At 59.9% G+C, this 22,568-nt stretch carries 23 protein-coding genes; 9 read left to right on the forward strand and 14 right to left on the reverse strand.

Annotated features, from left to right (window positions below):
• Positions 1 to 276: 276 nt before the first annotated feature.
• A complete protein-coding gene (locus L6D74_RS20600; RefSeq protein ID WP_236190200.1) occupies positions 277 to 609 on the forward strand; it encodes a hypothetical protein in 333 nt (110 codons plus the stop codon).
• 227 nt (positions 610 to 836) lie between these two features.
• Here L6D74_RS20600 and L6D74_RS20605 read toward each other — a convergent pair whose 3' ends face one another.
• The 4 genes from L6D74_RS20605 to L6D74_RS20620 all read right to left on the reverse strand — a co-directional run bounded on the left by L6D74_RS20605 (position 837) and on the right by L6D74_RS20620 (position 4,837).
• On the reverse strand, positions 837 to 1,055 hold the full coding sequence (locus L6D74_RS20605; protein ID WP_236190202.1) for a hypothetical protein: 219 nt from the start codon (positions 1,053 to 1,055) through the stop codon (positions 837 to 839).
• A 327-nt stretch (positions 1,056 to 1,382) separates the two neighbouring features.
• Positions 1,383 to 1,889: a hypothetical protein gene (locus L6D74_RS20610; RefSeq protein WP_236190204.1), complete on the reverse strand. Its 507-nt coding sequence runs from the start codon at positions 1,887 to 1,889 to the stop codon at positions 1,383 to 1,385.
• A gap of 786 nt (positions 1,890 to 2,675) precedes the next feature.
• Positions 2,676 to 4,280, reverse strand: a complete 1,605-nt coding sequence (locus L6D74_RS20615; RefSeq protein WP_236190206.1) for a recombinase family protein — start codon at positions 4,278 to 4,280, stop codon at positions 2,676 to 2,678.
• A 92-nt stretch (positions 4,281 to 4,372) separates the two neighbouring features.
• Complete coding sequence (locus L6D74_RS20620) at positions 4,373 to 4,837, reverse strand: outer membrane lipoprotein (RefSeq protein WP_007969461.1); 465 nt, start codon at positions 4,835 to 4,837, stop codon at positions 4,373 to 4,375.
• A 166-nt stretch (positions 4,838 to 5,003) separates the two neighbouring features.
• Between L6D74_RS20620 and L6D74_RS20625 the strand changes: the two genes are divergently transcribed.
• Complete coding sequence (locus L6D74_RS20625) at positions 5,004 to 5,240, forward strand: hypothetical protein (protein ID WP_064382934.1); 237 nt, start codon at positions 5,004 to 5,006, stop codon at positions 5,238 to 5,240.
• Positions 5,241 to 5,245: 5 nt separating this feature from the next.
• Here the strand turns inward: L6D74_RS20625 and pdxH are convergent, their stop codons facing one another.
• The 5 genes from pdxH to dinG all read right to left on the reverse strand — a co-directional run bounded on the left by pdxH (position 5,246) and on the right by dinG (position 13,107).
• Positions 5,246 to 5,893, reverse strand: a complete 648-nt coding sequence (gene pdxH / locus L6D74_RS20630) for a pyridoxamine 5'-phosphate oxidase (protein WP_011332787.1) — start codon at positions 5,891 to 5,893, stop codon at positions 5,246 to 5,248.
• Positions 5,894 to 5,917: 24 nt separating this feature from the next.
• Positions 5,918 to 7,021 (reverse strand): OmpA family protein, encoded by a 1,104-nt coding sequence (locus L6D74_RS20635; RefSeq protein WP_197868673.1) that lies wholly within the window; start codon positions 7,019 to 7,021, stop codon positions 5,918 to 5,920.
• 113 nt (positions 7,022 to 7,134) lie between these two features.
• Positions 7,135 to 8,280 (reverse strand): serine hydrolase domain-containing protein, encoded by a 1,146-nt coding sequence (locus L6D74_RS20640; protein WP_236190208.1) that lies wholly within the window; start codon positions 8,278 to 8,280, stop codon positions 7,135 to 7,137.
• Positions 8,281 to 8,386: 106 nt separating this feature from the next.
• Positions 8,387 to 10,867 carry a beta-galactosidase gene (locus tag L6D74_RS20645; RefSeq protein ID WP_236190210.1) on the reverse strand — a complete coding sequence of 827 codons (2,481 nt, stop codon included), beginning with the start codon at positions 10,865 to 10,867 and terminating at the stop codon, positions 8,387 to 8,389.
• Positions 10,868 to 10,962: 95 nt separating this feature from the next.
• The gene (dinG, locus tag L6D74_RS20650) at positions 10,963 to 13,107 is read right to left on the reverse strand and encodes an ATP-dependent DNA helicase DinG (RefSeq protein ID WP_007952008.1); all 2,145 of its coding nucleotides are present in this window, start codon (positions 13,105 to 13,107) and stop codon (positions 10,963 to 10,965) included.
• Positions 13,108 to 13,206: 99 nt separating this feature from the next.
• Here dinG and L6D74_RS20655 point away from each other — a divergent pair, with 99 nt between their 5' ends.
• Positions 13,207 to 13,671 (forward strand): CopD family protein, encoded by a 465-nt coding sequence (locus L6D74_RS20655; RefSeq protein ID WP_007952006.1) that lies wholly within the window; start codon positions 13,207 to 13,209, stop codon positions 13,669 to 13,671.
• 45 nt (positions 13,672 to 13,716) lie between these two features.
• Here L6D74_RS20655 and L6D74_RS20660 read toward each other — a convergent pair whose 3' ends face one another.
• The 4 genes from L6D74_RS20660 to L6D74_RS20675 form a co-directional block, all read right to left on the reverse strand.
• Positions 13,717 to 14,475, reverse strand: a complete 759-nt coding sequence (locus L6D74_RS20660; RefSeq protein WP_039771355.1) for a collagen-like triple helix repeat-containing protein — start codon at positions 14,473 to 14,475, stop codon at positions 13,717 to 13,719.
• Positions 14,468 to 14,746, reverse strand: a complete 279-nt coding sequence (locus tag L6D74_RS20665) for a DUF1145 domain-containing protein (protein ID WP_085612355.1) — start codon at positions 14,744 to 14,746, stop codon at positions 14,468 to 14,470. Before L6D74_RS20665 ends, L6D74_RS20660 begins: the two co-directional genes overlap by 8 nt.
• Before the next feature lie 162 nt (positions 14,747 to 14,908).
• A complete protein-coding gene (locus L6D74_RS20670; protein WP_236190211.1) occupies positions 14,909 to 15,631 on the reverse strand; it encodes a PA1041 family peptidoglycan-binding anchor lipoprotein in 723 nt (240 codons plus the stop codon).
• 89 nt (positions 15,632 to 15,720) lie between these two features.
• Complete coding sequence (locus L6D74_RS20675) at positions 15,721 to 16,416, reverse strand: PA1041 family peptidoglycan-binding anchor lipoprotein (RefSeq protein ID WP_064593923.1); 696 nt, start codon at positions 16,414 to 16,416, stop codon at positions 15,721 to 15,723.
• 199 nt (positions 16,417 to 16,615) lie between these two features.
• Between L6D74_RS20675 and L6D74_RS20680 the strand changes: the two genes are divergently transcribed.
• Genes L6D74_RS20680 through L6D74_RS20695 form a run of 4 tightly spaced genes read left to right on the forward strand, consistent with a single transcriptional unit; the run spans position 16,616 to position 18,323 of the window.
• Positions 16,616 to 17,113, forward strand: coding sequence for a DUF6231 family protein (locus L6D74_RS20680; protein WP_011332778.1), 498 nt, complete (start codon positions 16,616 to 16,618; stop codon positions 17,111 to 17,113).
• 4 nt (positions 17,114 to 17,117) lie between these two features.
• On the forward strand, positions 17,118 to 17,594 hold the full coding sequence (locus tag L6D74_RS20685; RefSeq protein WP_011332777.1) for a YchJ family protein: 477 nt from the start codon (positions 17,118 to 17,120) through the stop codon (positions 17,592 to 17,594).
• Between the two features lie 31 nt (positions 17,595 to 17,625).
• Positions 17,626 to 18,111, forward strand: a complete 486-nt coding sequence (locus tag L6D74_RS20690) for an LEA/WHy family protein (protein WP_236190213.1) — start codon at positions 17,626 to 17,628, stop codon at positions 18,109 to 18,111.
• Between the two features lie 5 nt (positions 18,112 to 18,116).
• Complete coding sequence (locus tag L6D74_RS20695) at positions 18,117 to 18,323, forward strand: SEC-C metal-binding domain-containing protein (RefSeq protein ID WP_007955014.1); 207 nt, start codon at positions 18,117 to 18,119, stop codon at positions 18,321 to 18,323.
• Between the two features lie 148 nt (positions 18,324 to 18,471).
• On the opposite strand, the gene L6D74_RS20700 is transcribed toward L6D74_RS20695, so the two are convergent.
• Positions 18,472 to 19,029 carry a cysteine hydrolase family protein gene (locus L6D74_RS20700; protein WP_236190214.1) on the reverse strand — a complete coding sequence of 186 codons (558 nt, stop codon included), beginning with the start codon at positions 19,027 to 19,029 and terminating at the stop codon, positions 18,472 to 18,474.
• Positions 19,030 to 19,176: 147 nt separating this feature from the next.
• Between L6D74_RS20700 and L6D74_RS20705 the strand changes: the two genes are divergently transcribed.
• Both L6D74_RS20705 and L6D74_RS20710 read left to right on the forward strand, forming a co-directional pair.
• Positions 19,177 to 19,821: a glutathione binding-like protein gene (locus tag L6D74_RS20705; RefSeq protein ID WP_236190215.1), complete on the forward strand. Its 645-nt coding sequence runs from the start codon at positions 19,177 to 19,179 to the stop codon at positions 19,819 to 19,821.
• A 144-nt stretch (positions 19,822 to 19,965) separates the two neighbouring features.
• Positions 19,966 to 22,416, forward strand: a complete 2,451-nt coding sequence (locus L6D74_RS20710) for a penicillin acylase family protein (RefSeq protein ID WP_236190216.1) — start codon at positions 19,966 to 19,968, stop codon at positions 22,414 to 22,416.
• Positions 22,417 to 22,568: the final 152 nt, after the last annotated feature.

A 22,568-nucleotide genomic window follows, 5' to 3' on the forward strand; every position in this document is an offset into this window, starting at 1 on the left:
GTGGTGGTCTATAGGCGTTCCCCCCCTTGGGGATGTGGTTGGATGACGGGCACATTACAGCTTCATCGGAAAAAAGTCAATATAATCATTGACATACAAGTAGTTATATGGTTGCGACTATCTTCCTCCTAGGCTGATGGGTGTGCCGAGCTGCTTAGAGCAGCCCAATCGATTTCATTAGGTGAGCGGTGTTGAAACGCCATCAGGAAGCCCCCAGATATGGTTCACACCGCACTCTCGCGGCTAGTTGAATAATACAAAGAAAGGACGCGATTAATGATTAGGGTGTTACTGTCTCTCGACTTGATTGACTCTGAAGACCAGCGTGACGAACTGTATGAGATTCTGAAGAAAAAGAATTGGCAAAAAACCAAAGATGTCGATACCGTTTGGACTCTTGGATACACCAAGCTAGACCCCAGCAAAGAAAGTGACTTCGTAAAGATAAAAAACAATATTACCTCAACTCTTATAACAGCATCCAAAAATCTAAAACTCAAGAAAATTTACTACGTAGCCCAATTGGGCAATAACGAAGTAATTGCCCGTGTAATCAAGAAGGTGGATGGGGAATACAAAGCTTTCAAGCGAGACCTTTACGAAAAGTAGGAAACTTAAAATCCGAAGATTTCGATCTTCGGATTCACTCGCGGCGTGCAAAAAAACCTCTCTACCCGGAGCGGCACCAGCGTACTTTTACATTGAAGATGGTACGGCATCGCAATAACGGTGCAACTTATAAATCAAGAACATGCGACCGAAATAGTTGTAGGCACGAGTCTTGTTCATTGGCAGCTCTCTTAGAAAATGTCGGTTACCACTCGATGGCAGGTTAATTAGTAGGCGTAATGTGGAAGTGCCCAAGCGGGGCGCTCTTCCTTCACTTCTTGTTTTTGCCATGCCTTTCGTCCAGTTGGTACAGGTTGTGGAGATTGGCGTGTTCCTATCGCTTCGATTAGCTCTTCGACCAATTGAATTCGTAGGGCGATAGGATATTCAGCGGCATATTCTTGCAGCACGCTCAAAACTCCTTGCAGTAATGCAGGCTGATTCATTCAGGCTCTCCTAATCGGGGAATTGCTGGGTTATTGGATGTTGCACGCATAACCTCAACGGAAACGATTTTCCGTATCTGCTCTTCGTATATGGTTCTGTCTTGCGAGCGCTCTAACTGGAGCCGATTGTATGTTTGCCGACTCAGGTCATTTGCGTGCTGGTTGACGGATTCAATTTCTGCCCCTTGGCTAAAGTGCAGTATCACAATCAGTGCCCACGTCATACAGAAGGCGAGCGGTATCTTGCCGATGTACATTGGCACTATCCTTATGTGGGAATATGGGGAATGGCCCGAAGGCCATCCGGGGTTTAGCCTCTAAGACCTATCACTTCGTAAGTTCTGCACGAATGCGAGTTTCGATGGCATCACGTTGAGCCTGACGCTCCGTTGCCAACTCTTTTTCAACTTGGCGATCTATGCTCGCCTGCTCTAGTTCTACTTGACGCAGCACAATAGCGCTATTGTGCTCTTCGATGTCTCGCTTGTACTTCGCCTCCACTTCCAGGAGCAGAGCTTTGATGTCAACTCGCTGCTGTGCTTCCGGTTTGTAGAAATAGATGTAGTGCGAAGTTCCAACATGTTGCATTGTCCCGAATTCATGCAGCGTGTAGCCTTCTGCGATCTTCGCCAGATATGTTGGAATGATTTGATCGGGAGTCAGAACCAATTCAGGGGTGTATGCACCAGTCACCATCTTGGCAATAGGGCGCCCTGTTTTCGGGTCAGTGTCGGCGTAGGCATCATAGCCATGCTGACGGCCTTTATAGGAGGCTGTGGCTGCATCCTTCAGAGCTTGCAGTTCTTGCTTTGTTTCTTTTCGTAGAATCGACATTAGTGGTTTTCCTTGTAGTGGGTAATGTGGGTTGGCCGTTCGAATTGGCGTGTTGCTTCATTTTGTTTCATTTGATTCCTGAGTCGGTGGTTGTTCGTGTTGTTTTTCTCGGTATAGCTGCATGTAACAGCGATGCGAGCATGTTTTTTTTGAAGAGCGTTGCGTTTTCATGGGATTTCCACAGATCACGCAGGGACGTACTAGGATCAAAGCCATATGGCCTCCTTATTTTGTGGTTTTGTGAGAATAACGAGAGAGAGACAAAGAGAATGGCCACTGAGGCCATTCCGATTTTAACACCGATTGAATTAGTTGCTGTTTTCCATCACCTTACAGCGAAAGGCTCTTTGAACAAACGGAGACGAACCCGTCTGCCCTGATGTACCAGTTTGCCAAATGTCACTGGATAGGACACGAGGTAGCGGAGGAAACAGTCCGCCATTGGCACTCTCAAGGTCACAAAAGGGATTTTGAGGAAGATAAAAGAACCACGTTGAACGCGGTTCGCTCTTCGTCATTGGAAGGAATAGACAATGGCGATGAGACAGGAAATAGAGGTGGCAACGGACGCTACCACCAGACAACAACAGCAAACCCATTCAGACATGGTTGATTAAAAAACTGTTGGTGCGAAAGGAGAAAAATTTCTTCTCTACCTTTGTGTAATTCTCGCATGGAAGTGCTGTTTTGTCAAGATATTAGCTGCAAGTCTAGTTTGATTAATATACCCACCCCTTTATCCAGCCATCATATCTTCCAGACTTTTATGTTTACCCTGACGATCCATCAAGAGCCTTCAAAAACCTCCACCGTAGCACCAGTGGCAGTATCGATAAACTCTGCACCATTCCATTGTAGTACCTGACGGGTCGGAGTATTTTCAAACTCAACTATAGCCGCAGCGACACGCTTCGAGTTTGGCATATCGAGGTGATACTCAGTGTGATTATTCGCGATCACCCTATACGTCTCGGTAGCACGATCTGAGCCCATGTATTCGTATATCTGATGATCACCTCCGATATCAATGTGCGGCTCGTCTACAGTAATTGTGGTGCCATTACATACGATGATGTAACCCGTTCCTTGCAACAAAGCATTCAACCTCATTTGATCGTCATCAAGCAGTATATGTTGTAAATCAATCATGTCGTCCATAGACACGGGAGCCGGTGCAACCTTGAGTAACGCCCTCTCCTGCTCAAGCTGTTGGACTTGTTCCGTCAGCCTGTCGAGGACTGTTGTGATTGCAGGAACCATCCCATACTTTGCCAACCCTTCCGCCGCGTTATCCGACTGTCGACGTAGCTCGCTTAATTCGCCCTCGATTTCAAGCAATCTTTTCTCGCCTGATGTGAGGTTCCTGCTTTGAGCAGCACGTTGCATAGCGGCATACATAGTCTGACTGCGGACAAAATCCAGTACGTGCATAGGTATCGAACTTCCGTTCGAACACCCCTCAGCACCCTGACGATGGCGCCGATAGCAACGCATGACCGCAGGAGAGCGCTTCGTGTCCACGACACAGTGATTTGTGCCACACCGCCCGCAACGAACTAAACCAGACAACAGATATTTGGAAGGCGCGGATCGTGGTACATAGCCCTCTTCCAAACGCTTCTGCACCCTGTACCAGAGCTCTTTACTGACGACAGGAGGGTAAACGTCCTCGATGTCATTCCAACGGCCAATCGCAGTGGGATTCCGTAACCAACGTTTCAACGTTGTCGGATTTGTTTTCTCAACAGATGGGTGCTTACCACGAATTCGGGAGAGGATTCGACGCTCGCCAAGTCCGTCAGCGTAGTCCTCGAACACTTGAACAATGATCGGTGCGAGACCTTCAATAAGCTCGCCTTCGGAGGTGAGCCAGACTGGCGTGTGACGTTTGACGCCATCACCGGCAGCGGCCTTCTCTCTTTTCCGTGTGTAGGCGTCCTTGACTCGGCGACTCAACGCGTCACTGTACTGATGCGCCTGTTGTACCTTGGCAACCAAAAGAAAGAGATTGTTCGAATTGTTGGGATCATTGCTGTAGGTGATTCCATCGTCCAGCGTTATCAGCTTTACACCCGCATTCACAATGCCAGTGAGCAGGTGGAGCATCACGGATGGCTCAAGCCTCCCTGCCCTGTCGATAGCTTCGATGAGCACAACATCAGTGGGCTTGATAACGCCGCTCTCAACAGCGGCGAGCAACTTGCCGAAACCGTTTTCAAGATGCTTACCGGAGTAACCACTGATGCCAAGGTCTTGGAAGCTCGCGCTACTCAAACTGTATTCGGGGTGAGCCAACAACCATTTGGCGACGTACTCTTGCTGGCGCGTAAGGCTGTCGCCATGAGCCTGTTCTGCACTGCTGAAACGGATATATGAGAATGCAACGGGCATGAAAAACCCCGACCAGTTGGACGAAAGCAGCGATCATAACATCGCCGATTCCTTCCACCTGATCGGGGTTTTCTTTTACCGCTCGTTTGCGCTTAGTGCGAAACGCGGCTGGTCCCGCCAACGGTCGAAATCCGTACCCGCTCACCCACGCGGAACACTTCATTCTCCTGCACTTGCTGCACATAGGCGCGCATGCTGCCGTCGTCTTCACGTACGGTGATTTCAACACCTTGGGTGCGGGTCAGGCCTTCTTCGGTGGCCGAACCTATCAGGCCGCCGGCCACGGCACCGATAACGGCTGCAACGATGCTGCCTTTGCCGCCGCCGATGGCACTGCCGCCAACACCGCCAACCACTGCACCGGCAGCGCCGCCGATCGGGGTCTTGGTGCCTTCGATTTTCACCGGACGCAGGGATTCGATGGTGCCCATGCGAATCGTCTGCACGCGACGCGCTTCGTCACGGGAGTAGGAGTCACCGGTCAGGCTCGACTGGCAGCCGGTCAGCAACATCGCCATCGTGGAAAAGGAAGCAACCAGCAGAACAGACTTACGCATAGCATCAACTCCAAAGGACAGGTATTCATTAAACTCCGCAGCTTGACGCCTGTCACGGCGTCGCCCGGATAAAGTTGCTTTCATTCAGGCCCGGTACAGGCACCCGCGAACTCACCCAACAGTAGCGCCAAATTCCATTTCCTGCGCCGCCGACCCAAGGATTTCCATGGATTACTTCATCATTGTCGTCACCACCGCCGCCGGTCTGTACTTCCATTGGTGGCTGTATGTACGGATCAAACGCTGGATGGATCGCGATCTGGCATTGTCACTGGCCGGCAAGGATGAAGGCAAACGCGCGTTCATGCTCGAACGGCTGGAGCAGGCTCAGGCGCAGAAGATCAAGCGCCGGGACCTGCCGAAGTGGCTCCAAGCCGCTGCGGCAGACTATCCCGCTCGGTAGACTGCTCAGGGTGCCAGACGTTCAAGAATCCAGTCGGCGCCCTGCACACGGTAGTTGAGGCGATCGTGCAGGCGGCTCGCGCGGCCCTGCCAGAATTCCACGCGTTCGGGGAGCAGGCGGTAGCCACCCCAGTGTTCCGGGCAGTGAGGCTGAGTGTCGGTGAAGCGTTGCTCAGTCGCCTTGAGCAAATCTTCCAGCTCACCCCGGCCGTTGATCACCCGGCTCTGCGGTGAAGCCCAGGCGCCGAGTCGGCTCCCCAGCGGTCGCACCTGATAGTACGCATCCGACTCTTCAGGCGTGACCTTCACCACCCGCCCTTCGATCCGCACCTGGCGCTCCAAAGTCGGCCAGAAGAATGTCATGGCAGCAAACGGGTTCGCCGCCAGATGCTGGCCCTTGGCGCTTTCGTAGTTGGTGAAGAAGGTGAAGCCCTGCTCGTCCAGCCCCTTGAGCAGCAGAATGCGGCAATGCGGACGGCCATCCGCATCCACCGTGGCCAGGGTCATGGCGTTGGCTTCCACTGGCGCCTGTTCGGTTTTCACCGCTTCGGCAAACCACTGGTGAAACAACGCAAAGGGCTCCGCCGGGGCTTGCGCCTCGGTCAGGCCATCCCGAGTGTAATCACGACGCATATCTGCCAGAGACTGGGTCACGGCGCATTCCTTTTCGTTAGCGGATCACTTTTTAGTGGTATCGGTCGCAGCGACGTTCTTGTCGGTTGCGGCGGCTTTGGCGGGCGCGGTCTTTTTCGCCGGAGCCTTGGCCGGGGCCTTCTTCGCTGGAGCCTTGGCAGCAGCCTTCTTGGCCGGAGCCTTTTTGGTGGCCGGTACAGCCGCTTTCTTCGCAGTTGGCGCCGGGGTCACCGGTTTGGCGACAGGCTTGACGTCCTGGGCAGCGACCATGGTCACTGGCTTAGGTGCCGGCATGTTGTACTTGCTCAGCAGCGCGACCATGGTGTTCTGAGGGGTCACCAGCAGTTCGACACGGCGGTTCAGGGCACGGCCTTCAACGCTGTCGTTGGCAGCACGCGGTGCTTCGGAGCCCATGCCGCGCAGCATCAGGCGGTCACGCTGCAGACCGCTGAGGCGGAAGATGGCCGCCACGGCCTGGGCGCGTTCCTGACTCAGCTTGATGTTGGCCGGAGCGGCACCGGTGGTGTCACTGTGACCGAGCACCAGTACGGCGGTTTTCGGGTCGGCTTCGAGGATTTTCGCCACGCGGGTGAACGGGCCGAGGGTCACTGGCAGCAGCATCGCCGGACGATCCGGGTTGAACGAGCCTTCCACCGGCGCGGTCACGACCAGCACGTTTTCACGGCGTTCGAGTTGCAGGTTGCTGTCCTTGATTGCGGTGCGCAGGCGCGGTTCGTAGTCATCCAGCCACGCTTGGGTCACTTTCGGATCGGGCATCGGCACGACTTTGGCCGTGTCCTGCTCCTTGCCACCAAACGGCCACCACCATTTGCCACCCTTGTCGGCCTCGGCCTTGGCGACTTCAACCGGTTTTGCCTCGGGTTTGGCTTCAGCTTTCACTTCTGGTTTGGCCACCGAGTCGTCCGAGCCAAACGGCCAGTACCACGGACTGCTGCTCTCGGCCTTGGCCACAGGCGCGGTGGCGGCCGGTTTCAACGGGGCAGGTGCCGGAGCGGGTTCCTTGGCTGCGACTTTGTCGGAAGAACCGAACGGCCACCAGCTGCCGCCATCGGCGTCGTTCTTTGGAGTCTGTGCACAACCGGTGATTGCGAAACACAGGGCCAGGGCGAGAGTTTGTTTGGACGACATTGGAAACCCACAAAAATAATTAGTGAACAATCAGAGGACTTTCGCCCGGATAAACAGACGCTTTGAAACGAAATTCGCCATGAGGTTCCGGCCCTGGAACCTCGGACGACGCTTTACAGACAAGTGGCAAGTACCCGCGCCAGCTTCTGCGCGCGCGGATCCATCAAGACGTACGGCCCCAGTGTATTTGTCACAAATCCGAAGGCAACATCGTGCTCCGGATCAGCAAAACCGATGGAACCGCCAGCACCCGGATGGCCGAATGCACGCGGGCCGAGGCCGTAGGTGGCGTTCGGCACGTCGGGTTGATCGAGCATGCAACCGAGACCGAAACGGGTGCGGGTCAGCAAGGTCTTGTCCTCGCCGAGGCTGTGTTCGCGGGTCAGTTCGTCGAGCATTTCGCTTTCCAGCAGGCTGCCGTCGAGCAGACCGGCGTAGAACCCGGCCAGACTGCGGGCATTGCCGTGGCCGTTGGCCGCCGGTTGCTGCATGCGCCGCCATTCCGGTTTATTGGTGCTGGTGAGCACCGACGGCGGATTGGTGAAGGCCCGGGTGGTCATCGCCGTCGGCTCGCGCATGGTCACTTGCAGCAGGCGCTGGGCGGCGGCGTCGCCGGTGTTGCCCTTGCCACGGGCAATGTGCGCCACGCGATGGAATTCTGCGTCGGCCAGACCGACATGAAAATCCAGCCCCAGCGGTTTCGCGACCCGCGCCACGATCGATTCCCCCGGCCCGCGACCGTCGGCGCGCCGCAGCAATTCGCCGATCAACCAGCCGTAAGTGATCGCGGCATAACCGTGACCGGTGCCCGGCGTCCACCACGGTGCTTCGGCGGCGAGGGCGTCGACCATGGTTTGCCAGTCGTACAGCGCTTCCGGCGCCAGCAATTCGCGCAGGGCCGGCAGACCGGCCTGATGGCAAAGCAGTTGGCGCAGGGTGACGGACTCCTTGCCGGCAGCGGCGAATTCCGGCCAGTAACGGGCGACCGGCGCATCGAGCTGCAACTTGCCTTCGGCGACCAGTTGCAGCGCGGTGACGGCGGTGAAGGTCTTGGTGCAGGAGAACAGGTTGGCGATGGTGTCGCTGTGCCAGGCCTCGGCGCCGTCCTTGTCGGCGGTACCGGACCAGAGGTCGAGGACGGTTTCCCCGCCGACCCGGATGCACAACGCGGCGCCGCGTTCCTGGGGATCGTCGAACAGTGCGGCGAAGGCTTCGCGCACCGCTTCGAATTGAAGCTCGTAATGGCCCTGAATCTGCACCCGCAACTCCCCCGCGAAAACGCTCTACAAAGTGGCCCGCATTGTTCCAGCCCGTGAGGCTTTTGGGAACCGCTGCGGGCCGGGCGGTCTTCAGGTTTCGTAACGATCAGTGACCGTTGCCGGAATGCCCGCCTGTATGGCCTGCGCCCTGCCCCGGGCCTTTGCCGGCGTCAGCCTTGCGGCCGCCTTCGGTTTCGTGGCCGGCCTTGTCCGCTGCGGCAGCCGCTTTCTGCGCCTCTTTGCTCAACTGATCGACGGTCGCCAGGTTGCTTTTGCGCACCGTTTCGACAAAGCCCTGAAACGGCAGATCAGTGACCCCGACCAGACCAAAGTGACCGTTCTCGCCATCGAGCAGGCGCCCGGTCACCGGTTGGTCCAGATACTGGAACCAGTGCACACCGACAATCGACGGTTCGCTCAGCGCCTGCTTGAGGAAGTTGGCGTAGGCCGGGCCGCGGTCTTCTTCCTTGCTCAACGGGGTCACCCCACCCCAGAACGGGCCACGGTCGGTGGAGCCGAAGTTGAATTCGGTGATCAGCACCGGTTTGTCGAGGTTGCGCAATGCGGCGAAGTCATAGCCGTCCTGAGGTTGCAGGGTGTACATGTTGAAGCTCAGCACGTCGCAGTACTGGGCACAGGACGCCACGGCTTCCGGGGTGCTGGTGGCAAAACGGCCGCCGAGCAGCAACTGGTTCGGCGCGTGCCATTTCAGAGAGTCGGAAATGGTCTTGAAGTAAGTGTCGGCAAAGACCTTCTGGAAGTATTTGAAGTCGGCCTCGATTTCCGGATGCTCCGGGTTCGGCAGCGGCGCTTCGAAACCCGGGTCTTCCATCAATTCCCATGCCGGCAGATCAATGCCCCAGGCCTTCGACAGCCCCGCCTGATTGCGGTACTTGTCGCGCAACTGCTTGAGGAACGCGCGTTTGGCCGGAACGTCGGTGGTCATTTTCAAGGTGCCGTAGGCCAGCGCGTAACGGGATTTCGGGTCATCGCCGGGGCCGGCCCAGGCCAGTTCGTTGTCGGCGAAGTAGCCGATCAGCCACGGATCATCGCGATGATCACGCGCGGCAATCGCCACGGCGCGTTCGGTGGCCATGGCGAAACGTGGATCGAACGGGTCTGGCATGCCGCCCCACCAGTCGGTGCCGGTGCTGATGCTGGTGTAATCGCCGACGATCGACAGCGGCAAGGTGTACGGCATGCGCTCGGCGTCGCCAAGGACAGGGGCGCTCCAGTTACCGACGGTGTTGAAGCCCCAGGCTTGCAGACGATCAAGCGTGTGGCTGGCCCACTTTTGTTCGTCGACCGTGTTTTTGCACGGTGTCGCGACACTTTGCCCGGTTGTCGCGGCCGACTCGGCAACCCCGGATTTCGGCTGTTCGGAGGCGGCTACCGGCGCACTGGCGTTGGTCGCCGCTTCTTCAGCGGCCCCGGCCTTGGCGGCTTCGGCCACTCCGGCCTTGTTGCCGCTGTCCGAAGTGCACGGCTCGCCATACAGGCGCTGAAGGTTGGCACCGTAGAAGTCGTACCAACGCCCGAAGTTGTAGCCACGGCCCTGATCAGCGCCGTTGCCGCCACGGTTATCACCTTCGCCGAAGTGGCTGGCCAGCGGCTCTCCCGGTTTTGGCAGGGATTCGAACATGTACTCGCGGCCGGCCACGTAGGTCTGGTTGACCTCCGGGCTGACGGTGTTCACGCCCAGGGAATAGAACGGATGGCCTTCTGGTGTCACCAGATACCAGCGGCCGTCACGCTTTTCGGTGCGGAAGAAACCGCTGGCCTTGAACGCCGGGCCTTTGCTCCAGCCGCCGAACTTGTCCAGCGACGACTTTTCGCGCTCGGCCAGCCAGGTGTTCAGTTGTTGCTGTTCTTTGGCGGCGGCGGATTTCAGTTGTTCGTCATTGGCGACTTTCTCCGGCCACTTGCCGCGAGTGGATTGGCCATAGGCATCCACCAGATTGCCGTAGGCGGATTTGATCACCTCGCCTTCGTCCTGCACGCCAAAGCGCTCGAGCAACAGACTTTGCGCGGCTTTCGGCTGGTCCATCGACAGGCTGACCGATACCACCTGGCTGCGATCCAGCTCACCGCTGCTGCTCGCCAGCAGGATGCGCTGCCCGTCGATCGTCATCGGCATCACCGGCCCGGCCTTCATGCCCTGGCTCAGTGGCGAGGTCGCGGTCAACGGCACGAGCAAGGTCTGCGCTGGACCGGCCGGCAGGTCCACGCGGCTGACCAGGGTCTTGCCGTCGTTGCTCTGGATTTGCACGTAGACGGTCACCGCCCAGTTCATCGCGCTCTGGATGCGCAGGCTCATCATGCCGGACTGCGACCAGTCCCAGGCACCGGTCTGCGGGGACAGACGCAAGGTCGGGCGAGCCGTCGGGTTGAACGTCACCCGGCGCAGCACTTCACCCTCGGGAGTCTGCTCGGCGTTGGCTTGCGGCAGGTCGGCGTTTTCGGTCGCCACTTTCACCACATCGGCGGGGCGAACAAAGTTGAACAGGGTCTGCTGGCCGGCAGGTGCCGCGAATAAAGGCGCAGCGAAAACCAGGGCAAAAACGGCAGGCAACGAACGACGAATCATGAGAACGGAATTCTCCCTAACGACCCGCAAGGGCCAATGGAAAAGCAGTGACAGAGAGATAGACAGCGCGGCGGGCAAAACTGCCCACCGATGTCTCAGGATATTTCACGACGGAAAGGAGGCAACGCATTGAGGATCGCCTTGCCGTAGCGCTGGGTGACCAGCCGCCGATCCAGCAAGGTGATGGTGCCGCGGTCTTCTTCGGTACGCAGCAGACGGCCGCAGGCCTGGACCAGCTTCAGCGAGGCGTCAGGCACCGAGATCTCCATGAACGGATTGCCGCCCCGGGCTTCGATCCATTCCGACAGTGCGGCTTCGACCGGATCGTCCGGCACCGAGAACGGGATCTTGGCGATCACCACGTGTTCGCAGTAGGCCCCCGGCAAGTCCACGCCTTCGGCAAAACTGGCGAGGCCGAACAGCACGCTGGAATCGCCGCCATCGACCCGCGCCTTGTGCTTGTTCAGGGTTTCCTGTTTCGACAGGTTGCCTTGAATGAATACTTGCTTGCGCCAGTCACGGTCGAGGCCGTCGAACACGTCCTGCATCTGTTTGCGCGACGAGAACAGCACCAGACTGCCGCGCGAGCCTTCGACCAGTTCCGGCAGATCACGGATGATCGCGGCGGTGTGGGCAGCGGCATCCCGCGGGTCGGCCTTCAGGTCCGGCACCCGCAACACACCGGCATCGGCGTGATGGAACGGGCTCGGCACCACGGCGGTGACGGCTTTTTTCGGCAGGCCGGCACGCATGCGGAAGCGGTCGAAGGTGCCGAGGGCGGTCAAGGTCGCCGAGGTCACCAGACAGCCGTAGGCCACGTTCCACAGGCTGCGGCGCAGGGTTTCGGCGGCAAGGATCGGGCTGGCGTTGACCTCGATGTCGAATAGCGAACCGCTTTCGGCCAGGGTCAGCCAGCGGGCCATCGGCGGGTTGTCTTCCGGGTCTTCGGCGGTGAACGCGGTCCACAGCTCCCAGTTGCCGGAAGCACGGGACAACAGGCTACCGAACAGCGGATACCACTCTTCAGCCTGATTGCTGGCGATGCCGATGTTGACTTCGCCGTCCATGCCTTCCTTGAGCAGATCTGTCAGGCGGGTGAACAGGTCGTTGAGGCGGGCGAAGCCTTTTTTCAGCTCGATGCCCATCTCGCGCATGTGCTCGGGAATCACCCCGCCGATGAAGCGGTGACGCGGACGTTCGCGGCCTTCGACATCTTCACCGGGCTTGAAGTCGGCGATCTGTTCGCAGGCGGTGAACATGAACTGCTGCTGGGTCTTGATCTCCCGCGCCAGCTCCGGCACCTGCTCGATCAGCTTGCCGAGATCGCCCGGCAACGGGTGCTGGGCCAGCAGCTTGGTGAGGTTCTTGGCGGTGGTTTCCAGCCAGTCAGCGGTGGAACGCAGGCGCGTGTAGTGAGCGAAGTGGCCGATGGCCTTGTCCGGCAGGTGGTGGCCTTCGTCGAATACATAAATGGTGTCGCGCGGATCGGGCAACACGGCCCCGCCACCCAGTGCGAGGTCAGCCAGCACCATATCGTGGTTGGTGACGATCACGTCGACCTTGCCCATGCCCTCGCGCGCCTTGTAAAAGGCGCACTGGCCGAAGTTCGGGCAATGGCGGTTGGTGCACTGGCTGTGATCGGTGGTCAGGCGCGCCCAGTCGGCGTCTTCCAGCGCGTTGGGCCAGCTGTCGCGGTCGCCGTCCCATTTATTGCCGGCGAGCTTCTCGATCATGCTGGTGAACAGCTTCTGGCTGGCCTCATCGACCTCGATCTTGAAGCCTTCTTCCTCGAACAGCTGGGCAGTGGCGGTCTGTGCGTGGCCTTCCTGCAACAGCATGTCGAGCTTGGACAGGCACATGTAGCGGCCACGGCCCTTGGCCAGGGCGAAGCTGAAGTTCAGCCCGCTGTTGCGCATCAGGTCGGGCAAATCCTTGTAGACGATCTGCTCTTGCAGGGCGACGGTCGCGGTGGCGATCACCAGGCGTTTGCCGGCCAGTTTCGCCGTCGGGATCGCGGCCAGGCTGTAGGCCACGGTCTTGCCGGTACCGGTGCCGGCTTCCACCGCGACAATCGCGGGGTCGCCACTGCGCCGGCCTTCGTCGTCGGTGTCGATATCCCCGAGGACCTTGGCGACTTCAGCGATCATCAGGCGCTGGCCGTAACGCGGCTTGAGGCTCTTGGCCTCTAGAAAACGCGAGTAGGCGCCCTGGATCGTGGTTTTGAGTTCAGTGCTGATCATTGAGTGTCGGGCGCAAAAAACGCTGGATAAATTTTCAGTGGTTCGGATGGGGGGCTATCATACCCCGCGAATCAATCCTGCGCAGATCGGAGTACCCCAATGACACCTTTTAGCCTCGTTTACCCCATCCATGTACTGGCCGCGCTGGTGTGGGTCGGCGGCATGTTTTTCGCCTGGATGGTGCTGCGCCCTGCGGCGATGAAGGCCCTGGACGGTCCCGGGCGCCTGACGCTCTGGGTGGAAGTGTTTCAAGGTTTTTTTCGCTGGGTGTGGGGCGCGGTGATTCTGCTGCCGGTTACCGGGGTGGGCATGTTGCATCTGCAACACATCGCCTTCGATAACGCGCCGCGTTATGTGCAGGTGATGATGGGGTTGTACGTGGTGATGACCGCGCTGTTCATCCGGATTCAGGCCTTGATGCTGCCCGAACTGCGCACGGCGGTGCAGGCGAAGGACTGGCCGGCGGGCGCGGCGGTGCTGGGGCGGATTCGCAAGGTGGTGGGGTTCAATCTGCTGGTCGGGGTGGTGCTGGTGGCCGTGGCTGCTGCGCGGCCGATGATTTAAGCGTGTTCGCTCCCGCGCACGGCGCGGGAGCGAACAGGTGACAGGTTACAAGCGCTGTACAGTGACTGACCCCGCCGCACCCGCAGGCCCCGGCTGCCCGTCAGCCCCCGGCTTGCCGCTCTTGCCGCCGTCGGCGCGATACACCAGGCAGCCCTTGGATTTGCCACCCGCCCCCGGTTTACCGCCAGGACCGGCCGGGCCACCGGCACCGCCGGCGACTTCGACCTTGATCAGCTCGGCCGGAAACTCGCGCGGTACTTCAAGTCGCACCAGCGCGCCCGGTGCACCCGGCTGACCATCGCTGCCGTTGCTGCCATCAAAACCGTGTCCCGCCTGACCCCAGGTGCAACCCGGCTCCTGACCGTTGGCGCCATCAAGCCCGACAAATCCCGGCGCACCGGTGCCGCCACGGGCATCGACCACCAGTTTCGGCGCGTTCAACGCCTTGAACTGCAGATTCAGGTTGCGCCCGGCGCGGGCAGCTTTTTCGTAGGTGCCCGGTGCGCCACGGGCGGTGATCTGGCTGCCTTCGGCGAGTTCGGCGCGGCTGACTTTCATCTCCAGCGCCTGTTCGCTCGGCACGATGGCGATACGCGCTTCGTGGCCCAGTTGCAGTTCACCGACACTCAGCTCGGTCACGTTCGAGGGGATCAGCAAAGTGCCGTAATCGGCGACCACCAGTTTTTCCAGCTGCAAAGTGCTGGCGGTGTTCGGCAGACGCATCAGCGAGTTGGTTTCGACGCTGACCACCTGGGCGCAGGCCAATGGACTGATGAATGCAGCGAGCAGGCAGAGTTTACGCATGGGAAGCCTCCGGAGCGGCCGGGGCCGGGATGGTTTGCAGGTGGAATACGCCGAACAGCAGGATGCGGCCACGATCACGCCAGGGGTGCGGACGACCCTTCAGGCTGCGATTGCACAGCAGCACTTCGAGCACGTGGATCGCCAGCAGCAGAGCGCCGGCCAGATTGACCAGCAGGTGCAGCGGATGAACAAACGGCACCAGCTGATTGGCCAGCACCACGCAGCAGAACAGCAGGGTCAACAATCGCCCCAGCCCACAGAACACCTTCATACGCTCCCCCGTGTTGCGAATTATTCTTTGGGCGCACAGTAACGGCTTCTGCAGGGGATAAGCCAGAGGGAAAAATGAAAAAAACCGATCCACCGCCGGATGGCTGCCGGTTCGACGATGATCATCGACCGACAGCTCTAGCCCGCGGACTACAGACTCATCCTAACGATTGATGTGCAGTTCCACCCGACGGTTCTGCGCACGCCCCTCGTCCGTGTTGTTATCGGCGACCGGTTCACTCTCGCCGCGCCCTTCACTGGTGAGTTTGTTCGGCGCCAGGCCCTCACTCAGCAAATACTCCGCCACGCTGCTGGCGCGACGTTCCGAAAGCGCCTGGTTGTAGGCATCCGAACCCTTGCTGTCGGTGTGGCCGATGACCTTGATGCTCACCACGTCGGCATTGCGCAGTTTGTCCATCAACGTGTCGAGCTGGCTTTTTGCGGCCGGTTTCAAATCCGACTTGTCGAAGTCGAACAGCACGTTGCCGGCATCGTTGAGGGTGATGACTTCGGTTTGCGGGGCAGGTTCGGCCGGTTTCTCGGTGACCGGATATTGCGGCAGCGGACAGCCACGGTGGTCAACCGGTGTGTTGGCCGGGGTATCGGGGCAACGGTCGCGGCGATCAAACACGCCGTCGTCGTCTTCATCGCCATCCTGGGCATAGCAGATCAATCCGCCGGTGAGGATCCCCAGCGCAGCGCCACCGCCGGCCCAACCGCTGCTTTCGAGCGCGCCGAGACCGCCGCCGACCAGTCCGCCAATAAGGCTGCAGATCGGCCAGGTACGTTGATTGAGGGGAGCGGTGCCATCGCTGTGGGTGGCGCAACCGGTCAACAGGCTGCCCAGCAGCAGAACCGGCAAGACGGACCTTGTAAGAACACTCATCGTTAAAGCTCCTGTGTCACCGGCCCATACCGGTTACACAGGAGTAAAGACCCGCATCCGCGACTGCACAAGCCGCGGATGCGAGGGGGCTAGCGGTTGATTTTGATTTCGGTACGACGGTTCAGCGCGCGACCGTCCGCAGTTTTGTTGTCTGCCACCGGCTGGCTTTCACCGGCACCGGTCACCGACACGAAGCTGCTTTGCGGTACGCCGCTTTCAACCAGGTACTTGACCACCGAGTGCGCGCGGCGATCCGACAGTTTCTGGTTGTAGGCATCGCTGCCGACGCTGTCGGTGTGGCCGGTCACGGTCAGTTGCGCGGTGCTGGATTCCTGTTTCAGGCGCGAAGCGACCTTATCCAGGACCAGTTTGTCGGACGGGGTCAGCGTGGCCTTGTCGAACTGGAAGTGCACATCGCGGATGACAATGGTTTCTTCCTTGACCACTACAGCTTCTTCGACCACTGGTGCAGGGGCTGGTGGAGGGCAGCCGTCGGCATCGACCTGAACGCCTTTAGGCGTGCCCGGGCACTTGTCGCGACTGTCCGGCACACCATCGCCGTCTTCATCGCCGTCACCGTGAACCCAGCAATAGGCCGCTGCCGTACCGCCGACGAGTAACGCGCCATACCCCGCCCATGCGGAGCTTTCGGTCGCACCGAGCCCCGCACCGACGACACCACCGACTGCCGCACAGGTCGGCCAGTCGGTTTTCTGCAAACCTGCGCAACCAGTCAACACACTGGTTAGCAGAACCAAGGGTAATGCTGTCCGAACTATGCTCATCTAGTTTTCTCCTGAGGGATCGGCTTAGAACCGATTCAGGGAGTAAAGACCGGAGTTTTAATCTCCGCCAGCAATAGGCCATTGCTGTTTGTGCGCCTGTTCACGGGACTTCGACGAATTTGCCGCAAACCCGCGGGACAGAGATCTAGGCCTCGGCGTCCGGGCAGGCTAGTCTTGGCGCTCTGATTGAGGAGCTTCGATGAACGTCGCCATTTCTTCCCGCACGCCGCAGCAGGCATTGGCCGCCCTGCTCGACCGCTACGCCCCGGCACGTCTGCTGCTGATCGGCGCCAGCGAGTTCCCGGCGCTGGCTGCCTTCAAGGAAGCACACCCGGACACCTGCGTCGCGCACGCCGCGCCCGGTGCGTTGCCTGCGGAACTGGCGGCCCGCCGTTTCGACCTGGCGCTGGTGGTCGATTGCCTGGAACATTTGCCCAAGCGCGACGGCCTGAATCTGTTGGGCGGGATCCGCAACCTCAACGCCAGCCGCATCGCCGTGCTGGCGGATCTGCCGGCCAGTGGCTGGCAGGAGACCGATTTTTACTCACTGGCCCTGCAGGCCAGCGAACGCTTCGCCCGCGACGAGCAGGTACTGACACTCTTCACCTACGATCTGCTTGACTACAAACAAGTCCCCGACTGGCTCAACTCGCGGTTCTGGGCCAATCCGGAAAACTTCGGGAAATACTGGTGGTAATGCAATGAGTACAGCCATTTGCCCTTGCGGCAGCGGCAATCTACTGGATGCCTGCTGCGGTCACTATCACGCCGGCCACCCGGCCCCGTGCGCCGAAGCCCTGATGCGCTCGCGCTACAGCGCCTACGTGCTGGGCCTGATCGATTATCTGGTGGCCACCACCCTGCCCGCCCAGCAAGCGGGGCTGGATCGCCAGTCGATCAGCAACTGGAGCGCCCAGAGCACCTGGCTCGGTCTGGACGTGGAAAGCTCGGAAGTGCTCGGTGGCCAGCCGGAACACGCGTTCGTCACCTTCACCGCGCGCTGGCATGACGGTCAGGGCGAGCACAGCCACCGCGAGCGCTCGTCGTTCGTGCAGAACAGCGGACGCTGGTACTTCATCGACCCGACCGTGCAACTGAAGCTGGGCCGCAACGACGCCTGCCCGTGCGCCAGCGGCCAGAAGTTCAAGAAATGCTGTGCGGGGTATTTCGGCAGCTGAGGCTAGACTGGGCAGCAAAGGGAGTTAAACCATGCTCGGTCATTGGCGCACATTCCAGGCTTTCTCACTGCTCTTGTTTCTGGGGCTCGGCGGCTGCGCGTCCTGGTTCACCGACGACGCCCGCGACCCCGCCGTGCACCTGGTGAAAGTCGAAGTGGTGCGCGCCAAGTTGCTGGAACAGAAATTCATCCTGCACTTTCGCATCGACAACCCCAATGACAGCGACCTGACCGTGCGCGGCCTGGAATACCGCATACACCTGGCCGACATGCTGCTGGCCGAAGGCGAGCACGAACACTGGATCACGGTGAACCCCAAAAGCAGCGCGTTTTACAAGGTGCCGATCCGTACCAACCTGTGGCCAAAGGTGAAAGAGGTGGTGAAAATGCTGAAAAACCCGAACCAGCAGATTCCCTATCGCCTGGAGGGCGAGATGGAAACCGGTTTATTCATCGCTCACTACGTGCACCTGGCGCGCAATGGCGTGATAATCCCCGCCGATTTGATTACGGAGTGACCCCGATGACCCAGCAACCTCATGTCCATGGCCCAGACTGCAACCACGATCATGACCATCACCACCATGATCACGACCATGGCCATGTCCACGGCCCGAACTGCGGCCACGCCCACCAGGAACCGGTGCGCAACGCCCTGAAAGACGTTGGCCGCAATGACCCTTGCCCCTGCGGCAATGGCAAGAAATTCAAGAAGTGCCACGGCGCTTGATGTTTCGGGCGAAGACCTACTTCGCCTGAGATACCGACTTCGCGAGCAAGCCCGCTCCCACATTTGATTGCATTCCGTCAGAAGGAATACGGTCGAATGTGGGAGCGGGCTTGCTCGCGAAGGGGCCGGCCCATTCACCGGAAGCTTTTCAGCCTGCCGCCAGAATGTGCCCGGTGCCGACCACCGTCGCATACTCCCCGTGCAAATTCCCCAGCGACATCGCATGCACCTCTTGCGCCGAACGCAAAGTGCCGAAATAGTCGGCCTTGTCGAAGGTAAAGCACGCATCCTCCGCCACCCACGCGTCAAACCCCAGATTGCCCGCCGTGCGCGCCGTGGATTCCACCGAGTTGTTCGTCGCCACGCCGACAATGATCAACTGCTCGACCCCCGCCTCACGCAACTTCGCCTCAAGCCCCGTCGCACAAAACGCATCCGGCACCTGCTTCTGGATCAGCCATTCGCCGTCCTGCGGCAGAAACCTTTCCTGAAAATCCACCCCTTCCTGCTCGGGCCAGAACACCGAATCCGGCGAGCGCGACAGGTGCTGCACGTGGATCACCGGCCGTCCACTGCGCCGCCAAAAACTCAGCAGCTCAAGAATCCGCTCCTCGGCCGACGGATTATTCCGCCGCCCCAGACGCGGCTGCAGAATGCCTTTTTGCTGGTCGATGATGATCAGTGCAGCGTTGGCCTTGAGCGCCATGGCGATTTTTCTCACGCGGGGTCATTGAATTTCCCGTACTTGAGCATCACCTCCTGGGATTAAGCAAGCTATCGAACGCACACAGGACAACCTGAAGCCGGCGTTTGCTGTCCGCACGTAAGCCATTTTCCTGATTTGGAGTTTTCCATGATCGACCTGTATTACTGGACCACGCCCAACGGCCACAAGATTTCCCTGTTCCTCGAAGAAGCGGGCCTGCGCTACAACGTGCACCCGATCAACATCAGCCAGGGCGAGCAGTTCCAGCCGCACTTTCTGAAAATCGCCCCGAACAACCGCATCCCGGCGATCGTCGATCATGAGCCGGCCGACGGTGGCGAGCCGTTGTCGCTGTTCGAATCCGGGGCGATCCTGCTGTACCTCGCGGAAAAGACCGGCAAGTTCCTGCCCAAGGACCTGCGTGGCCGCCAGGTGGCCCTGCAATGGCTGTTCTGGCAAATGGGCGGGCTGGGGCCGATGGCCGGGCAGAACCATCATTTCAGCCAGTTCGCCCCGGAAAAAATCCCCTATGCGATCAAGCGCTACGTCGATGAAACCGCCCGTTTGTACGGGGTGCTGGACAAGCAACTGGCCAACAATGAGTTCGTGGCCGGCAGCGAATACAGCATCGCCGACATGGCGATCTACCCGTGGATCGTCTCGCACAAGTGGCAGAGCCAGAACCTCGAAGACTTTCCGAACGTGCAGCGCTGGTTCAACCACATCAAGGATCGCCCGGCGACCGTGAAGGCCTACGCGCTGGTGCAGAAGATCAATCCGCCGAAGGCTTGAGTCACCCGGCCTGATCGTTCCCGCGCGCGGGAACGATCAACGGGAAGAAATAACCGCTCGCCCCGCTTGCGCGGCCCCCTCCTGCTCACTAACGTAGCGGCTTTATTGCGCCCCCAGCCTCTACACCCCCGCAGGAGCTTTGCCATGGCCTCGCCAGCCCTTTCACATTTTCTTCCCCGGTTCGGCGTTGCCGCAGCAGTGGCCGGTGTTCTGAGCCTGACCGGTTGTCAGACCTGGAACGCCCAGGACACCCTCCCGCCGACCTCCGGTGTGCAGCCGCTCAAGGGCCTGGCGCAGAACGTTTCGGTACGCCGCAATGCCATGGGCATGCCGCTGATCGAAAGCAACAGCTTCCACGACGCACTGTTCGCCCTCGGCTACGTTCACGCCAGCGACCGGATCAATCAGATGGTCACCCTGCGCCTGCTGGCTCAGGGTCGTCTGGCGGAGATGTCCGGCGCCTCGATGCTCGACGCCGACCGCTACATGCGCGCCGTCAACCTGAAGAAAAGCGCCGGCGAGCTGTACAAGGCTTCGTCGCCACGGCTCAAGCGCTTCTTCGAAGTCTATGCCCGGGGCGTCAACGCCTACCTGTTCCGCTACGCCGACAAGTTGCCGGGGGATCTGGCTTCCAGCGGCTACAAGCCTGAATACTGGAAACCCGAAGATTCGGCACTGATCTTCTGCCTGCTGAACTTCAGCCAGTCGGCCAACCTGCCGGAAGAAATCGCTTCGCTGGTGCTGGCGCAGACCGTGACCAACGACAAACTGGCGTGGCTGACCCCGTCCGCCCCCGACGAAAACCTGCCGCTGGCCGAAGCCGACAAGCTGCAAGGCATCAAGCTCAACGGGCAGATTTCGGGGCTGACGGAGCTGAGCAACGCCAGCGAACAACTGGCCGCCCTCAACCTGCTGGGCACTCAGTCGTCGAACAACTGGGCCATCGCCCCGCAACGCAGCCGCAGCGGCAAGAGCCTGTTGGCCAGCGACAGCCATGGCCCGCTGGCCGCGCCGTCGCTGTGGAGTTTCGTGCAGATCCGCGCGCCGAAATACCAGGCCGCCGGCGTGACCGTGGCCGGTCTGCCGATGGTGCTCGGCGGTTTCAACGGCAAGGTGGCGTGGAGCCTGACCAGCGTGCTCGGCGATAACCAGGACCTGTTCCTGGAAAAAATCCGTCGTCAGGGCAGCACGTTGTCCTACGAGGTCAACGGCAAGTGGCAACCGGTCGCCGTGCGCAACGAAACCTATTTCGTCAAAGGCCAGCGGCCGATTCGTGAAGCGGTGTACGAAACCCGCCATGGCGCGCTGCTCAACAGCACCCAGGCCGCTGCTCAGGGCGCAGGCTTTGGCCTGGCCTTGCAGACGCCGAGCTTCACCGATGACAAATCCCTCGATGCGTTTTTCGATCTGAGCCGCGCCCAGAACGTGGAACGCGCTTCGGACGCCAGCCGGGAAATCCGCGCCATCGCGCTGAACCTGGTGTTTGCCGATGCCAGCAACATTGGCTGGCAAGTCACCGGGCGCTTCCCGAACCGCCGTGAAGGTGAAGGCTTGCTGCCGTCGCCGGGCTGGGATGGTCGCTACGACTGGGACGGTTACGCCGACCCGATGCTCCACCCCTACGATCAGGACCCGGCCCAGGGCTGGCTCGGCACCGCCAACCAGCGGGTCATTCCCCATGGCTACGGCATGCAACTGTCGAATTCCTGGGCGGCGCCGGAACGTGGCGAGCGCCTGGCCGAACTGGCCGGCAGCGGCAAGCATGACGGTCGCAGCGTGATCGCCATGCAGTACGACCAGACCACCACCTTCGCCGCCAAACTGAAGAAAATGTTCGAGGCACCGGGCATGGCGCAGCCGCTGAAACAGGCGATCGACGCACTGCCGGAAGCCGAGCGCAGCAAGGCGCGCGAGGCCTATACCCACCTGATGGCTTTCGACGGCAAGCTCAGCCCGACTTCCGCCGACGCGGCGATCTACGAGCTGTTCCTGCAGGAAAGCATGAAGCTGATCTTCCTCGACGAACTCGGCCCGCAGAGCAGCCCGGCGTGGAAAGCCTTTGTCGCCAATGGCGATCTGTCCTACGCCGCCCAGGCCGATCACTTGCTGGGCCGCGAAGACAGTCCGTTCTGGGACGACGCCCGCACCCCGCAAAAAGAAGACAAACCGGCGATCCTCGCCCGCAGCCTGGCGGCAGCGATCAGCGCCGGCGACAGCCAACTGGGCGGCGACCGCCGGGCCTGGCAGTGGGGCAAACTGCACCGCTACGAGTGGAAGAATGCCAGCGGCCAGACCGTTCGCGGCCCAATTGCGGCGGGCGGCGACCACACCACCCTCAACACGGCGGCGTTTGCCTGGGGCCAGGATTTCAACACCACGCGTGCGCCATCGATGCGTTTCATCGTCGACTTCGGTCAGAGCGAGCCGTTGATGGGGCAGAACGGGACGGGGCAATCCGGGAATCCGGTCAGCCCGAACTACTTGAACGGAATCGATCCGTGGCTCAAAGGCCAGTACATTGGCTTGCCGATGCAGCCGCAGAACTTTGACCGGGTGTATGGCAAGACGCGGTTGACCCTGACTCCCGGGAAATAGGTGTCGCCCTTCTCGATCGTTCCCACGCTCTGCGTGGGAATGCAGCCCGTGACGCTCCGCGTCACTGGACGCAGAGCGTCCCTTGAGGCATTCCCATGCAGAGCGTGGGAACGATCATGCGGCAGTTCAGAAAATCAATAGAACTTCTGACT

It is taken from the genome of Pseudomonas pharyngis (assembly GCF_021602345.1).
Classification (GTDB): domain Bacteria; phylum Pseudomonadota; class Gammaproteobacteria; order Pseudomonadales; family Pseudomonadaceae; genus Aquipseudomonas; species Aquipseudomonas pharyngis.